The following is a 13,843-nucleotide window of genomic DNA, read 5'->3' as shown; positions in this document are numbered from 1 at the left end:
GTGACTTCCTCGACGATCTGCTCAAGATGCTGCCGGAGGTTGGTCGCGGCGCGCAGTTGGAGGAGGGCCCGCACCGGGTTGCCCTACTTGGCCGGCCCAACGTCGGCAAATCCAGCTTGCTGAACCGTCTGGCCGGCTCGAATCGCTCGGTGGTTGATTCGGTAGCGGGGACGACTGTTGACCCAGTGGACGAGATGGTCACGATCGCCGGGACGCAGTGGCGCTTTGTCGATACGGCCGGAATCAGGCGCCGGGTAAAGACCGCCTCCGGACCGGAGTGGTTCGCCAGCCTGCGTACTCAAACCGCCATGGAGCGGGCAGAAGTGTGCGTTGTGTTGATCGACGCGAGCGAGCCGCTCGGTGAACAGGATGTGCGGATTGTGCGGATGGCGGTCGAGGCCGGTCGCGCGTTGGTGTTGGCGATGAACAAGTGGGACTTGGTGGACGAGGATCGCCGACATGACCTGGATCGCGAGTACGACCGGGAACTCGCGCACGTGGCTTGGGCGCCGAGGGTCAACATCTCGGCCGCAACGGGCCGACACGTCGACAAGATTTCCCTAGCGCTGACGACGTCTTTGACCGGTTGGTGTCAACGAATCTCGACTGGCAAGCTCAACCAGTTCCTTACCGAAATCGCGGCAGCCCATCCCCACCCGGTCCGTGGCGGCAAACAGCCCCGGATCCTGTTTGCGACCCAACCAGCAACTGAGCCACCGACCTTCGTTCTGTTCACCACCGGGTTTCTTGAGCAGAACTACCGACGCTTCATTGAGCGTCGGCTCAGGGAAGAGTTCGGCTTTGTCGGCAGCCCGATCCGTATTGACATGCGCATTCGCGAGAAGCGCGGTCGGCGCTAGCTAGCACCTGCGAACCCAGCGATCTGTGCCAACGCTGACTCGATTGCGATGAGGTCCGCCGTTCGGCCGGCTGCCGTGAAACGTTGAATGAAATCCGCGCCGACGGGTGCCGCGTGCTCCTGTAGGTACCGCCCAACTGCAGCGGTTTCGTTGGGGTTTGACGTCAACTGCAGCGCCTGTGCCGGATTGAGTTCGCAGCTGGCGAGAGCCGGCGCGCCGCATCCAGAAACCAACGTCAGGTGCGACTCGACGTAGTTGGGGTCGTCCTGCACGCCTTGGAGGATCTTGAGGTGAAGGTTCGGGTACTCGGGATGGGTCCCGGTCAATTTGGTGGTGACCTGGCCGGGATGCTCCTCGATCGGATCCCAGCTGAACGCGACCTGCTGTCGAACCTGGTCGATGAACAGGGCTGTGTCGCTCATGGCTACCTCCAATGCTGAGACGTGAAATCTACCCTGCAAGGGCAGCGAGTTGACAGCGGCGCAGGGCAGGTAGGGTTTGCTCGGCACCCACGGGTGTTGAACGGGCTGTGGCGCAGCTTGGTAGCGCACTTGACTGGGGGTCAAGGGGTCGCAGGTTCAAATCCTGTCAGCCCGACATAGTGTTTTCGCAGGTCAGATGCGTCCACACGAGTATCTGCCAGTCCAACGCGCCGGACGGGGCGTCCGTAGTGTCGCGCACTTGGTATGAAGCGGCGTTTCCGTTGTCGCTCGATGGGCTGAAGTTGCCCAACCCCGACTGTCACAGATGTGGGTGCTGATTGACCATCCACTGTCTGCAACGGGTACTCGCGTTCGAACTTGAGATGGGCGAGGCATCGGCGGATTGCGGACTCAAAAAGAGTCGTGGAGGTCGGCGCAGTTTCTGGCGGTTCTTGGCGAGTTGCTAGCTTTGGCTACGTGATCCTCGGCGTTGTGAATGCAGTCCGAGCAGCTATCTCAGGGCACCCAGTCGGTGGGATCGCCAACTTCGACACTTGGATGTGACTCGCTCATGGCATCAGCCGTCAAGGTAAATGTTGACAACTTTGTACGTGCGGAGACGAATAGGATGATGTCCGACCTGATGGCACGTGGCGGCGGGATCAATCACTTCCAGCATGTCCGCGTCCCCACCCCGTTGGATGAACAGACTGTCGTCCGAATGAATCGTGACACGCTGTACAGCTTCGCGATCGTGGATTTGGCCGAAGATGCTGTTCTCACGATCCCCGATGCGGGCGGCCGCTACATCTCAGTTGAAGTCATCAACCAGGACCACTACGCCAACGCGGTGCTACACGAGGCTGGCGATCACAGCCTCAGCATCACGGACCATGAAACGCGCTATGTGGCGCTAGCGGTACGCGTCCTTGCCGATCCCGCGAACCCGGCAGATGTCAGCGCCGCCAACGCCGTTCAGGATGGTCTGCAGCTGACGGCCGAATCGGCCGTACCGTTGGAAATGCCGAACTACGACTCGCAGTCATTCAACGAAGTGCGCGACGCCCTGATCTCGCTGGGTCGTACCGTGGGTGGGGCTTCGAAGATGTTCGGCCGTCGTGAAGATGTTGAGTCAGTCCGTCATCTCATCGGGACAGCGATCGGCTGGGGCGGTCTCCCAGAGCGTGAAGCGATCTACGCAACGGTGGATCCGGGTCTACCGGTCGGCGAGTACCGGATCACGGTCGGTGAGGTCCCAGTGGATGCCTTCTGGTCCATCTCCTTGTACAACGCGAAGGGCTTTCTTGAGGAGGGGACCGATGGCGGCTGCAGTGTGAACCAGCTGACGGCGGTTCCTGAGGCGGATGGGACGGTAATCGTTCACTTTGGGGGTTGCGCGGATGGTCGGTCGAACTGCCTCGAGCTGATGGACGGTTGGAATTACACCGTGCGGCTTTACCGGCCAAGGCCGGAGGTTCTCGACGGAACGTGGACGTTCCCTTCAATCGAACCGGTGAGTTAGTGGTTTCGGGTCTGCCTGTCGATTGCCGCGGCCGCGCCCTGGTTGTTTGACGGGGCTTCGATTCATGGGGTCGTTGCAACACCTGATCGTTTGGTGAGGTGGTTGTGATGCCCATCATGGTGGGGAAGTGAGGTTCCCTGAGAAAGCAGACACCCTCCGTAGAAGTCGCCGGTCAACCAGCACTGATGGAGCCCGTGCCACTGGGGCTCACACCCTGTCTACTGGTCCAGGTTCCGGTGAGCTCGCACCGGACGCAGAAGTACTTCCTTCCGATACGCGCTCCACCTTTGACCCACAGCGGCGGGATGCCGTTTCAGCGGGGTAGCAGAGGATCTCGGATCTGTCTTCCCGTTGCGATCTACAAAGCCAGTACATGCCCGGTGCGCGGGGGCGCGGTTCCGTCGAGAACGTCGAGCCACGCGGCTTTGATCGCTTCCGGACCTCGGCCAACCACGACGTCGACCCACTCCCGAGCGTGTGGAACAAACTCGCTCCACGCATCTGCGAGCTTCTGATCCAGCCCAGCACGTCCCCAGTCGGCCGTGCGCTTGCGAATCTGATCGGGGGCGAAGAAGACCGTGGCTCGAGGATTGCCGAGAGCGTCGGGACCGGCTGACTCCTGGTGGGTCACGCCAACGATCACCTCGCGGACCAAACGTTCGCCCAAGTGATCGCGCAGCGCGCCCAATGTGCCGCGGCTACCCGCGAAGTCGATGTAGGCCGTTGGCATGTCGGCGAGCTGATCAATGTCGTCGTAGGAGACGACTGCGTCATAGCAGCCCAGGCCCTCGGTGAATCCGACATTGCGTGCCGACGTGAGCCCCACGATGTCGCGGCCCTGGTCTTTCAACATCGCTGCCGTGCCGTACGCGGTCTTGCTCGACGCCGACGAGAAGACGATCTGAGCAGCGTCGTAAAAACCTTTGTCGACTACCTGATCCGCCAGCATGAATGAGGTCCAGAACAGTGGGCGAAACAGAATGTGGAGGTCCTCGTCGGCGGCGCTGTAAGACGGATCCGTGCTCGTCAATGCATAGGCATTGTAGGGCGATGGTAAGTCGGCACGGTGGGCACTAACGTCGTTGAAACCACGCTCGTCTATCCGACCTGTCTTCACGATCAGGTGGCTCGCGGTCGGGAGGTATCCGTAGACCCGTGAACCGACTTCCACTCCGACGGTATTGGAGGCTTCGACGCTCGCGAATCCCCAGACGGGCACGATCCCAAGCCCGGGTTCCGTTGGGAAGAAGTCCCAATAGCGAAAGGCAGTCGCTCCGAGCACCGCGTACGTGACGTTGTTAGTTGTGAGCCCAACTCGATCAACCTTGAGCAGAACCTCGCCATCAGCGAGTTCTGGAAGCTCGGTCGCCAACATGGTCGTCGCAGCCAGGTCATCGCGCTTCACTGCGAACGTCCAAGATTCAGTCATGCCTCAACATAGCGCGCGGCCTGGAGCTGGCGGAAATTGTTCCGCAGTTCGTCCATCCCGCTCCCATCAGGGCAGCGCGACCTGGACGTCGCCATCGGCTACTCGGACGGCGAAAGTCATGACCGGACTGGTGGCGGGTGGATTGAGTACAGCGCCGCTTCGCAGGTCAAACCGTGACCCGTGCAGCCAGCACTCGATCGCGCAGGCATCGACCTCGCCCTCCGAGAGCGGGACTTCGGCGTGGGTGCACTCGTCGTTGATGGCGAAGACCTCCTCGCAGGTGCGCACAAGACACACCACGACGCCATCTAGCTCGACGGAGATCGGAGCATCAACTGGCAAACGATCAAACTGGTACGCGCTGATCCACCTCACATCGCGTGATTATGCCAGCGGCGTACCGGAAAATTCGCGCGTCGCAGGACCAGATCGGTCTGCGCAGAGAATTTGGGGGTCTCGCACAGGTAGTGCGCAACGGTAGCGCGTTTGTGAAGTTCGGCTAGCTGACCTGTGTACTGGGTCTCACCGAATCGCCGGGCTGGCTATCACTGGTAGAGCCGGAAAGCCGCCTGCCATTCGAAGGCGCCGAGCGCCACTACTTCAGGCATGAAGCAGATCAGCTATCACCTGAGCATGGCTGATGTCGATTCGTTTGGTAGCGGTCAGCAACGTGAGTGTGTGATTCTCGGCCAATGCGCGCAAATGATCGAGCGCCGCAGCCCTTTCCGGGGCTTGCAGTTCGACCTGATAGCGGTCGACGAACTCGGTGAACAATGCCGGCTCGTGCTTGTACCAGGTCCGCAACTCGGTGGAGGGTGCTATCTGCTTGCACCATTCGTCAAGGCGTGCGGCTGTTCTTGTCATTCCACGCGGCCAAATGCGATCCACCAGGATCCTCAACCCATCCTGCGAATCAGATCCTTCATAGATCCTCTGTACCCGAACAGTCGACTTGGTGGACACCATGGACGCCTCCTCTATCCGGCGCTATTGCCTTGCCCTTGCTCGGCGACAGCCTCGCCGACACTCAGCTGCGACCGGGAGCCAGTCGCCACGCTCGGCGATGCCAATACGTGCCGGGCGTACATTCTGATCACCTCGGTGGTGTTGTTGGATTGAGTCGAGCCCGAACGGTCAGTGCTTACCACCGTCTCACCACGAGTTGCAGCAGGCTGGCGCAGGTAGTCCGGAACTCGCGAGCAAGTGAGTTCAGAGACTCTCCAGCTTCGTGCCGAAGGCGTAGCTGATCAACCTGCTCGCTGGTCAGCAACGTCGCATTGGACGATGCATCGGCTGCTGGGTCTTCGACGCCTGAGACAACGCCGTCCAGCCGTCGATGGTTCGCCTGGTCCCGCGTCGTCTCTCGAGTCAGGCGGTCCAGACTCGTGCGTGTTGGATCGATCATGACGCTCTCCTTTCATCGATGCGCACGCTTTCCGAACGCAGTGGACCGGGGGTGCAGATCTGGTTGTTAGTAGTACTCGCCGGGGTCGTCCGCGGTGGGCTCTGCACCGCCGGTGGCTGATGTCCCGCGCGGGCGTGGTGTGGGTTGCTTGAACCTCATGCCGTGTGGCATCCCACCGTTGTGTGCGCCGTAGGGGCTGCCGTGATCGGCGAATGCGGCCCGGGCATACACCAACGTCCACGGCCCGAACGTCACGCGGTCGCCGCTGTGCAAGCTTTGACCCGCGCTGTAGCGTCCGTCAACTCGGCTGGACCGATCAGCGCTAGTGTCGAAAATCCGGTACTCGTCAAATTCATCGCGAAGCACTTCTGCCTGATGCGCTGCAATGCCCGGCAGTACGACATCACATGTGGGGTCGCTGCCTACCGTTGTGTTGCCCGGGCGGAGCTGAAAAGCAACTGGGACCGTTGATCCCCCTAACCAGGCGTTGATATCAATGCTGTCATCGAAGAGTGCAATGAAGCGGGGATTGCCACCGCCGTGAACATCGTGTGTGGTGCCGCCCGGGTGTCTCTGGATGACTGAAGGGTCCGGTTCCACCGTTGAGTGCCGGACCGCAGTCGTCGCGATATCGATGGCCGAGTCTGCTCCTTGCGAGGTATTGCCACGTCCTGTCATCTTGTCCTCCCCAACTAGTGTTCAAATGTCTGCGTTGTCGAAAGTCAATACACAGGCTCCGGGTTCAGCGAAAGGTTCTAGGTCGGCGCGCACGTGGTCGGCGCCGAGCTGAGTGAGGGTTCCTCGCACTAGGCCGAGATGGACGTCGCACACAACATCGGGGTTGCCTTTGGCAACATCGAGTAGTGGACATCGATGCAGCCGGTACGTGCTCTTGCCACCCGCGACGTGGGCAAGGTGAGCTTCGAAGCCGAACTGATCAAGCCTCTCAACTGCCACCTCGACAGGGTTGCCAGTTTCACTGGTGACCGGCGACGAGGCACTATCGAAGGACTGCGCCCAGTCAGCCCCAATGAATCTCGCGGTTGCCACTGGATCTGAGCTCGTGCGCTGGATGTGCGCCGACAGCGCCCCCGCGAACCCGCCTAGGCCGCGAACCCGCCGATCCGGTTCGGAGAGCTGTGGCACTGCCCGGTAGCGGAGCGCTGGGCGCCCACGCCCCTGTGGATGAGAGCTGAAACGTTCAGCCAGGCCCCGCGCAACCAAGGCTTCGAGATGGAGCCGGGCGGTGTTTGTGTGCAGATCAAGACTTCGTCCGACCTCAGCACTTGTGGGCGGGTTCGACCTGCGTTGCAAGTCCTCAAGTGCGCGTGCGCGTTCAGCCGACATGACATCGCCGCGAGCTTCGCCACGCACCGGCGCCGGACCCAAAGTATTATTCACAGTCATCACTGTATTAAATACGCCAACAGCCCGCAATAGGCAAGCACACTTCATTTCAGCTTGCCGGTATAGAAGGCGCAATCGATCCCGCGAGCCGTCCGCACCGCGTGCGACACTGGGCGAGTGTTTGACTGCGGGAAACTGGCACCGCACCGCGCGACACATCGGCGTGAGTCGTTCGCCATCGCTGTTACCGCCGTCGCGTTGTTAGCGCTGGCAGCGTGTGGAAGTCCCGCCGCAGATTCTGGCAATCCGAGCACCCCCGCCAGTGCGGCCACCTCCGGCGACTTCGGGCGAATGGTGACCGTAGGTGGTGGTCGCAGCGTCTACCTGGAATGCCGGGGCACCGGATCTCCGACCGTCGTTCTCGTGTCCGGCACGGGCGGCGCGGCTGACGAGTGGACCGATGCCGTCGACCCCGCCGATCCCGCGGCCGGTCCGAAGCCGAGTGCGTCCGCGGTCCTTCCGACCGTCTCCTCGTTTGCGCGAGTGTGCGCATATGACCGTCCCGGTACCAGGCTGGAAAACGGTGCGCTGAGCCCCTCGACGCAAGTCCAACAGCCCACAACCGCCCAGGACGGCGTCAACGACCTACGGGCGGTGTTGGCTGCGGCTGATGAACGTGCGCCGTATGTGCTGGTCGGAGCGTCGTGGGGCGCGATGATCGTTGCCTTGTACGCGCGCACTCACTCTGCCCAGGTTTCTGGACTGGTCACCGTCGACGGCGCTTCGCAGTTTCTCAAGAACACCTTCACCCCGGCGCAGTGGTCAGATTGGATGGACAAGGTTGAAGCGATGAAATCGGTAAAGGGTTCTGAGGTGCCCGACTACGAATCCAGCATCCGCGAGATTCGAGCCGCCCCGCCGATGCCGCACCTCGTGCCTGCAGCCGTGCTCACCTCAGATCACCCGTGGGATCTTCAGGTCGGAAGCAGTGGGTCGACCTGGCCCGCGTGGCTTGCCGCCCAGAACCGCCTCGCCGCGCAACTGCATGCTCGTCACATCAACGACACCGATAGCGGACACGGAATCGGTGTCGAGCAACCGCAACTGGTGACGAGTGCAATTCGCGAGGTAGTCGACCAGGCGCGGGAATAGATTCAGCCCGCACGCACGCTTGGAGTTCTACCGTTCGAAACGACAACGTGCAGGAACGAATCAACCAGCCGCAGGCGGAGCATTTTCGGGAGTCACTGCCTTGGCAAATCCGCTGAAGATCGCCGAGCTCGAGTCAGGTGCCGACCCGTCTTTACCCGACGCCCCCGCACCCGGATTGGCAACGACCGTGATCGCCAACTTCTCAGCGGGCAGATAGCCGGTTGTAGCTCCCGAGCCATAGAAGTTCTTGGTTTGACTGAGCCACGGACCCATGATGAGAATCCCAAGACCGTAGTTTCGGGCCGAGGTGAGTGGCTGGCAAACCGGGCACCGGCCGGAGGGATCGCGCGACCCGAAGCCAGCGAGGTTCGGACCCGTTTGGGCCGCGTACATCTCCGGGGATACCTGCGACCCCGAACCAACGATCTCCATGGACGTGGTCATGTCGTAAATGTCGGTGGTCTGCACCGCACCCTCGGCAGTTGTCCACGAAGGGTTCCAGAACGTCGAGTCCTCCATAAACGGCGTCTTCGCGGAGATGCCAAGGAACTCCCGGCGTTCGGCTGTGTAGGAGTGCAGAACCGGTTCGGGAATCGCGGGAGTGTCTGAATTGCTACTAGTACTTGTCAGGTTCATTGGGGCGAGGACGTAATCGTTGAGAACCTCTGACGTCGGCTTCCCCGTGATCTTCTCGAGTAACTCGCCCAAGATGATGTAGTTCGTGTGTGAGTAGCCCCAGTTCGTACCAGGTTCAAAGTTCATTGGCGCAGCCAAACCGATGGACATCAGTTCGTCGTTGGTCCACTGCCGGAACGGATCCTTCTCCACGCCGTGAAGCACCTTGGGTTGGTACACATAGTCGGCGTAACCGGACGTCATGTTGAGCAGATTCTTGATCGTGACCTTGTTAGCCCTCGGAAGATCCGGCATCCACTTTTCTACCGGGTCGTCCAGGCTGACAAGCCCCTGATCCACCATTCGCACGAACGCCTGGCCAATGTAGGTGAATGCCATCGCGCCATTTCGATACCGCATCTGCGGAGTGGCCGGGACACCTGTCATCGATTCGCCCGCAGCGCCGGTATACAGATCGGTTCCGTCTTTGACAACGCGAACAACAATCGACTGAAGGTTGTACTTCTTCAGAGATTCCTTCGCCAGCGACGCGAGCGCGGCAGCCGTCGCCGGGTCGCCGCTGGTGACTGAACGCGGCGAGGTCTCATCACCGCTGGTTGCGGACGAGCACCCTGCAATCAGGAGGGTCGACGTTGTGAGGACTGCAAGTCCCATTGTCGTGCGCGTCCTGGTGGCGATGGCGTGATCCCTTCAACTCCGAAACCGCCAGCGTAGCGAGCGCATCTGTCTAGGTTTCCGTTGGCTCGCGCCAGCGTTAAGAGCAAAGACTCATGACGTCATAAAGGCGCAAGACCGCCAGCCGAAGGGGATGGTCGCAAGTGGTGATGAAGCGCCTGGAGGGGCGCTGGAGAGCATGCAGGGCAGGTGGAAGAACCCCGTATCGCGAATGGGGTGGTACAGGAAAACAAAGAAAGCATTGCTGCCCTTCCGGAAGACTAATCAGTCAGGCCCAGCGAGACCGCGGCGCTCAGTGCTTGCGTTATGAGGACGTCAAGGCGCTCGTGGCCGTCGTCGTCCTGCCAACTATCGAGCGCGACATCGAGGGCGGCGAGGCAGGTTGCCGCGATGACGGTGTCGGTTGTCGTCGCCTGTGATCGTCCGTTCGTTGCGGCGATGGCGGCCGCGAGGTCCCGGCGGGCGATACGGTCCTGTTCAGCCGCGGCCGCCCAGATCGACGGCACGGAGTAGACGAGTTTGAGCCGACGCAGGAAGAGGTTCTGATCCGTTCGGTCCACCAACGTCGCAATCATGGCGTCGCGGAAGGCGTTCACGATTGGCTCACGTGGCAATCGTCGCGCCAACTCTGCGTCGATAGCAGAATCCTGCTCATCCCAAAGGATGAGATTCTCCTTAGTTCGAAACTGGCGATAAATCGTCGACACCGACACGCCGCTGATTTGGGCGACCATTTCGATGGTCGTGTTGTCGAAGCCGTGAACCTCCATCTGCGTGACAGCAGTCGCCTGCGTCAGTCGCATCGTTGCGAGGCGGTTGCGCTGACGGAGTGGGAGTTGCTCCAGCATGCTGAATATCCTACGGCGCATCGGCGGGAATGAAAGTGGCTTTACAAATGATAGTCACTATCAGTATTCTTGTAGAATGGCACCCATCAAGCAGAAGACCGACGCTCCGCCGGCGCCGGGCAAGTCCGCGGCCGCGTTCCTTATGGACGAACTCATCGTCGATATCGCGATCACCGTCGTGATTGTTGCGGCAGTGGTGCTGTTCTTAGGCGAGCCACTGGTGGACGTGTTGACCGGCTGGATCTTCATCGTTCTCGTGTCGGGCAGTCTCATCCACTTGGTGTACAAGTACATAAGTCGTCGGGCCAAAGCCAATCGCTGAGACAACGTCGGCGTTAGCTGACACCAAACCCTCGACCGGCCGAATCGCCGGGCTCGACGTTGCCCGAGCATTCGCTGTCATTGGCATGGTGCTGGTGAATTTCAAGATCACAATGGGTGCCGAAGAGAGTGGCTCCGCACAGTTGCGGGCTTTCGCGGCACTGTTCGATGGACGGGCCTCGGCTACGTTCGTCATCCTCGCCGGTATCGGGACGAGCCTTGGGTCCCGGCGCGCTCGGGAGAGTTGCGATCCGGAGCTACGGCGACGCGCACGGGTCGTGCTGGCAAAGCGCGCATTGTTTCTGTTCGTGATCGGTTGGGCCTTCTTCCCCATCTGGCCCGCTGACATCCTGCACTACTACGGCGTCTACCTGGCTATCGGAGCACTTGTGCTCTTCGCTTCAAACCGATGGCTGTGGAGCCTGGCCGCAGCGGCCGTGGTCATCTCCCTGATCTTCATCGTCACCTTCGACTTCTTTGCCAATTGGGATCTAACGTCCTACTTGTATCGAGGTCTCGGCACCCCCACTGGGTTCCTACGCAACTTGTTCTTCGACGGCTTCCACCCGGTGTTCCCGTGGATCGCGTTCTATCTGTTCGGCATGTGGTTTGGACGCACCGACCTGCGCGATCGGGTATGGCGGATGAAGCTGACGGTTGTCGCTGCTGTCTCTGTCGTGGTCACGGAGGCATTGGCCTGGGCCCTATTGGGTCCCAAGGGAGGCAGTTTTACAGGCATCGATGGCCAGAGTTGGCGCTGGCTGTTCTCGGTCGAGCCGATCCCACCGCTTCCGCTGTACCTGGTCGCCGGAGCCGGAACCGCCGTGCTCGTCATCTGCGGCTCGATCTGGTTGACCGAGCATTTGCCAGCACCAGTAATGGAGCCGCTGGTCTCCACCGGGCAACTAGCCTTGAGCATCTACTTGGCGCATATCCTGGTCGGCATGGGCGTGTTGGAGACGTTTGGACGCCTTGAGAACCAGAGCCTTGCTTGGGCCATCGTCACCAGCGCACTGTTTAGCTTGATTGCGATCGCGTTCGCCTGGGCGTGGCGACGACGATTCCGCCGGGGACCGCTTGAGGCACTCATGCGGCGGGTGTCCGGATGACGCGAGCAATCACCGCACTGGTAGTTGCTGCCAGCACTGCGGCCATCACGCTGGTCATCATCGCGATCATCGTTGCCGTCAGCGGTGGCTCGCTCACGCAGACCCTTGCCCAGCCCACGGTCTGGCTCGTTGAGGGCGCGACGATTGCGCTGGCCGTGGTCGCGGTACTCACTCGACCCAGCGAAGACGACTTGGACCCGCCTCGACGAAGGCCAAGTGCGGTTCGTTTGGTGGCGACTCAGATGGCTTGGGCGATCCCGGCCGCAGTTCTCATTGGCGTGCTACTCGCCCTCGTGGTCGACGTTCCCATTTCATCAGTGCTCAGCAGTCCCCAGTTCCTGATCCCGGCCGCGATCGCGGTTGTTGTTGCGGGTCTTGAGGCTTGGCCCAACGACTAGGTGAGTTGGCATCGACTCCCTCTTTCGTTACCTTTCCCGCTTGTCCAGTGTGGTTCTGGATGACTCGGTGGTGGTTCCTACCGGGGAAGTAGGAGCCCCGTAGGTACGCCTTGCTCGTTGGCTGCCCGCTAGCCTTGGAGCGTACCGATCGCGACCGGATCTTCGCGCCGCCCCGGCTAGGGCACTGCCGGACGGCAAGTGATTCGACCGGCTCGATCGCAGCAGTAATCGCCTGTGGGGAGGTTGTCGACCGTGGCGAAGAGTCGGTTCTTGGCGACGGTCGACATCCCACTGGAGGTTGCGGTTTTGGTGGTGGGCGCGCTGACCCTCTTGCTCACCGGGATGTTGCTTTTTCCGATCGCGGCAGGCGACCTGGGCTATTTCGAAGGCGGTCTGTACGGTTTGCTCCTGGTCATCTTCGGCGTAGAGATCATCACCCTGGGCAAGACGCCGTTTGGCGATCTGCGCCGATCTAAGGGCGTCGTGGCCGCAGGTGCTTTGATCGCGGCGGTCGGAATCGTGACCTGCTTCGTACCCGATCTCCTCGGGAATGTCCCGCGCATTCTGCTCTTCGTGTGCTTTGGGCCGGGCGGCCTGGCACTTATCGTGCAGATGGCCCTCGATAAGACGAAGGCGCGCACCTGGTGGGCGTCCGGCGGGATCCTGCGCCACGTCGTCTTTGCTTCCGCGTCGGTCTACCTACTGTCGATGGTTGTTGCCGCATTGCTCTGGCTCGATGAGATGCTCACGGCATCAGCGACAGCGGTCGTGATTTTGATCTTCGCCGTGGCGGTCTTCTACCTCGCCGGGGTGTTACAGGTTGTCTATCGCAGGTATCCCGTGACGCAAGAGCAGTATCGCGATGGAGATCTGTCCGCTGACGTTGCCCTGTTGCTACTGATCGGTCTGTTCCTGGTGCTGCTAGGTGCGCTTCTCGTTCCGATCTCATTGGGTTCCCTGCCTTCGTCCGGAAGTGCTCAACTCGGCCTACTGATGGTGATCTTCGCCGTGCAGATGCTCGCATCGGGGACCACCCCATTGGGGCCGTTCCCGCGGTCGCCGGTGATCATCGTGTTCGGATTGATCTTCGCGGCGATAGGAATTGTGGCGTGCATCATCCCGGACGTATTCCTCACACCGCTAACTCTGATCATTGGCGTGATCAACATCGCGGGCGGTGCCATCACGCTCATGAAGGTCGCGGGGCAACTGGGCAAGCCAGCCGAACCGCAAGAGTCCCGCTCACCGATCTTGCTTCAGCTCATCGTGGTCCAGGCGTTGATGGGCCTGCTGGCCATCACGTTTGGGGTATCGATGCTCGTCACCGGCCTCATCCCCGGGGCGATCGTGGGCGCAGTCCTCGTTGCGAACGGATGTGTACTGCTCTTCGAACTGCGACTGTTATTCCTGATCCAACGGCAGCAAGCAGCAATCAGTCAGTAATCGGTAGAGCCCTAGGCACGTAGGGCCTGGGCCAACTGATCGAATGAGTCGACCAGCAAGGCCATGTCTGCTTCGGTATGTGCCAGCGACACCAGCCACTGCTCGTCGAGGCCCGGGGGAGTGAGAATTCCTCGATTGACTCCCCAGAGCCAACTGAGCTCGGCGGCCTCAAAATCGGTGCGCTTGTAATCGCGGTAGTTGCGCACCGGTGCCGGGGACCAGGTGACAGCTCCCTTGACGCCGAATCCGACCGTGTGGGCGGGCAACTCGTAGCGA

17 protein-coding genes and 1 tRNA gene are annotated in these 13,843 nt (G+C 61.0%); 8 read left to right on the top strand and 10 right to left on the bottom strand.

Features of this window, described 5'->3' with window-relative positions:
- Nucleotides 1-860, top strand: an 860-nt coding sequence (locus KAZ48_08430; GenBank protein MBP7972814.1) for a GTP-binding protein, incomplete at its 5' end; no start/stop codon positions are given.
- Here the strand turns inward: KAZ48_08430 and KAZ48_08425 are convergent.
- Nucleotides 857-1,282 (bottom strand): hypothetical protein, encoded by a 426-nt coding sequence (locus KAZ48_08425; GenBank protein MBP7972813.1) that lies wholly within the window; start codon nt 1,280-1,282, stop codon nt 857-859. The two genes, KAZ48_08430 and KAZ48_08425, sit on opposite strands and share 4 nt — an antisense overlap.
- Before the next feature lie 101 nt (nt 1,283-1,383).
- Between KAZ48_08425 and KAZ48_08420 the strand changes: the two genes are divergently transcribed.
- Both KAZ48_08420 and KAZ48_08415 read left to right on the top strand, forming a co-directional pair.
- Nucleotides 1,384-1,457 (top strand) — tRNA-Pro (locus KAZ48_08420).
- A gap of 396 nt (nt 1,458-1,853) precedes the next feature.
- Nucleotides 1,854-2,804, top strand: coding sequence for a DUF1254 domain-containing protein (locus KAZ48_08415; GenBank protein ID MBP7972812.1), 951 nt, complete (start codon nt 1,854-1,856; stop codon nt 2,802-2,804).
- Between the two features lie 358 nt (nt 2,805-3,162).
- Here the strand turns inward: KAZ48_08415 and KAZ48_08410 are convergent, their stop codons facing one another.
- The 6 genes from KAZ48_08410 to KAZ48_08385 all read right to left on the bottom strand — a co-directional run bounded on the left by KAZ48_08410 (nt 3,163) and on the right by KAZ48_08385 (nt 6,595).
- The gene (locus tag KAZ48_08410) at nt 3,163-4,233 is read right to left on the bottom strand and encodes a DUF2855 family protein (protein ID MBP7972811.1); all 1,071 of its coding nucleotides are present in this window, start codon (nt 4,231-4,233) and stop codon (nt 3,163-3,165) included.
- A gap of 66 nt (nt 4,234-4,299) precedes the next feature.
- On the bottom strand, nt 4,300-4,599 hold the full coding sequence (locus KAZ48_08405) for a non-heme iron oxygenase ferredoxin subunit (protein ID MBP7972810.1): 300 nt from the start codon (nt 4,597-4,599) through the stop codon (nt 4,300-4,302).
- Between the two features lie 234 nt (nt 4,600-4,833).
- Nucleotides 4,834-5,199, bottom strand: coding sequence for a DUF488 family protein (locus KAZ48_08400; protein MBP7972809.1), 366 nt, complete (start codon nt 5,197-5,199; stop codon nt 4,834-4,836).
- Nucleotides 5,200-5,374: 175 nt separating this feature from the next.
- Nucleotides 5,375-5,638 carry a hypothetical protein gene (locus KAZ48_08395; protein MBP7972808.1) on the bottom strand — a complete coding sequence of 88 codons (264 nt, stop codon included), beginning with the start codon at nt 5,636-5,638 and terminating at the stop codon, nt 5,375-5,377.
- Nucleotides 5,639-5,704: 66 nt separating this feature from the next.
- A complete protein-coding gene (locus tag KAZ48_08390; GenBank protein ID MBP7972807.1) occupies nt 5,705-6,316 on the bottom strand; it encodes a hypothetical protein in 612 nt (203 codons plus the stop codon).
- Nucleotides 6,317-6,337: 21 nt separating this feature from the next.
- Nucleotides 6,338-6,595, bottom strand: a complete 258-nt coding sequence (locus KAZ48_08385) for a hypothetical protein (GenBank protein MBP7972806.1) — start codon at nt 6,593-6,595, stop codon at nt 6,338-6,340.
- A gap of 567 nt (nt 6,596-7,162) precedes the next feature.
- Between KAZ48_08385 and KAZ48_08380 the strand changes: the two genes are divergently transcribed.
- A complete protein-coding gene (locus KAZ48_08380; GenBank protein ID MBP7972805.1) occupies nt 7,163-8,137 on the top strand; it encodes an alpha/beta hydrolase in 975 nt (324 codons plus the stop codon).
- Nucleotides 8,138-8,197: 60 nt separating this feature from the next.
- Here the strand turns inward: KAZ48_08380 and KAZ48_08375 are convergent, their stop codons facing one another.
- Nucleotides 8,198-9,427 carry a beta-lactamase family protein gene (locus KAZ48_08375; protein MBP7972804.1) on the bottom strand — a complete coding sequence of 410 codons (1,230 nt, stop codon included), beginning with the start codon at nt 9,425-9,427 and terminating at the stop codon, nt 8,198-8,200.
- 281 nt (nt 9,428-9,708) lie between these two features.
- Nucleotides 9,709-10,296 (bottom strand): TetR family transcriptional regulator, encoded by a 588-nt coding sequence (locus KAZ48_08370; protein ID MBP7972803.1) that lies wholly within the window; start codon nt 10,294-10,296, stop codon nt 9,709-9,711.
- A 76-nt stretch (nt 10,297-10,372) separates the two neighbouring features.
- Here KAZ48_08370 and KAZ48_08365 point away from each other — a divergent pair, with 76 nt between their 5' ends.
- The 4 genes from KAZ48_08365 to KAZ48_08350 all read left to right on the top strand — a co-directional run bounded on the left by KAZ48_08365 (nt 10,373) and on the right by KAZ48_08350 (nt 13,567).
- Nucleotides 10,373-10,618 carry a hypothetical protein gene (locus KAZ48_08365; GenBank protein MBP7972802.1) on the top strand — a complete coding sequence of 82 codons (246 nt, stop codon included), beginning with the start codon at nt 10,373-10,375 and terminating at the stop codon, nt 10,616-10,618.
- Between the two features lie 85 nt (nt 10,619-10,703).
- The gene (locus tag KAZ48_08360; protein MBP7972801.1) at nt 10,704-11,726 is read left to right on the top strand and encodes a DUF418 domain-containing protein; all 1,023 of its coding nucleotides are present in this window, start codon (nt 10,704-10,706) and stop codon (nt 11,724-11,726) included.
- Complete coding sequence (locus KAZ48_08355; GenBank protein ID MBP7972800.1) at nt 11,723-12,124, top strand: hypothetical protein; 402 nt, start codon at nt 11,723-11,725, stop codon at nt 12,122-12,124. The genes KAZ48_08360 and KAZ48_08355 overlap by 4 nt, the downstream gene beginning before the upstream one ends.
- A gap of 252 nt (nt 12,125-12,376) precedes the next feature.
- The gene (locus tag KAZ48_08350) at nt 12,377-13,567 is read left to right on the top strand and encodes a hypothetical protein (protein ID MBP7972799.1); all 1,191 of its coding nucleotides are present in this window, start codon (nt 12,377-12,379) and stop codon (nt 13,565-13,567) included.
- A gap of 11 nt (nt 13,568-13,578) precedes the next feature.
- Here the strand turns inward: KAZ48_08350 and KAZ48_08345 are convergent.
- A partial coding sequence (locus KAZ48_08345) for a hypothetical protein (GenBank protein ID MBP7972798.1) occupies nt 13,579-13,843 on the bottom strand: 265 nt, incomplete at its 5' end.

It is taken from the genome of Candidatus Nanopelagicales bacterium (genome assembly GCA_018003655.1).
In the GTDB taxonomy this organism is placed as follows: domain Bacteria; phylum Actinomycetota; class Actinomycetes; order S36-B12; family UBA10799; genus JAGNDY01.
Note: the sequence above shows the minus strand (reverse complement) of the source record. Positions and strands in the feature narration are given on the sequence as shown.